General features: G+C 64.9%; 1 protein-coding gene. It reads right to left on the bottom strand.

What is annotated here, in order from left to right:
• The coding region (locus OC446_RS30425) for an efflux RND transporter permease subunit (protein WP_262032592.1) at positions 1-1,177 on the bottom strand (1,177 nt) is incomplete at both ends.

Here is a 1,177-nt window from a genome sequence, read left to right on the forward strand (position 1 = left end):
GCGGGAACTTGACCTCGTTCGCAACCGCCTGGCGCGCCTCGGCGACATAGCCACCGAGATCGCGTCCTGTGATGTCAACAAAGATGTAGACCGCAAGCTGGCCGTTCTCCGTGCGGATCGAGGTCGCGCCCCGATTGAGCTTCACCTCGGCGACCTCGCCCAAGGGCACGGCGCCCCCGTTTGGCATCGGCACCTGCACCTCGGTGGCGATGGCCTGCGGGTTCGAGCGCAGCTCGCGGGGATAGCGCACGTTGACGCTGTAGCGCTCACGGCCCTCGACCGTGTTGGTCACCGTCTCACCGCCGAGCGCCATGCCGATCACGTCCTGCACGTCGCCGACCGTCAGCCCGTAGCGCCCGAGCGCCTCCCGGTTCGGCGTGATGTCAAGGTAGTAGCCGCCGATGACACGCTCAGCAAACGCACTCGATGTGCCGGGAACCGCCTTGACCACGGCCTCGACCTGGCGCGAGATCTTCTCCATCTCGGCCAGATCAGTGCCGAACACCTTGATGCCAACAGGGGTGCGGATGCCGGTGGAGAGCATGTCGATGCGCGCCCGGATCGGCATGGTCCAGGCGTTCGACACACCTGGGAACTGCAGCGCCTTGTCCATCTCGGCCTTGAGGCTGTCAATGGTGACCCCGGGCCGCCACTCGCTCTTTGGCTTGAGGGTGATGATCGTCTCGAACATCTCCGTTGGCGCAGGGTCAGTGGCTGTCGAGGCGCGGCCGGCCTTGCCATACACCGAGGCAACCTCAGGAAACGACTTGATGATGCGATCCTGGGTTGCCAGAAGCTCGGCCGCCTTGGTGATCGACAGGCCCGGCAAGGTGGTGGGCATGTACATCAGCGTGCCCTCGTTCAGGGTCGGCATGAACTCGGAGCCGATCTGGCGCGCAGGCCAGACGCTGGCGCCGAGCGCCACGAGGGCAACCAGGATCGTCAACACCTTGGCCTTGAGCACACCGCGGATGACCGGCCGGTAGATCCAGATCAGAAAGCGGTTCAGCGGATTCTTGTGCTCCGGGATGATCCGCCCGCGCACAAAGATCACCATCAGGGCCGGGACGAGCGTCACCGACAGGAAGGCGGCAGACGCCATGGCGAAGGTCTTGGTGAAGGCGAGCGGCCCAAACAGGCGGCCTTCCTGGTTCTCCAGCGTGAAGATCGGCAGGAA

This window comes from Microvirga sp. Mcv34 (genome assembly GCF_024519725.1).
Taxonomy (GTDB): Bacteria; Pseudomonadota; Alphaproteobacteria; order Rhizobiales; family Beijerinckiaceae; genus Microvirga.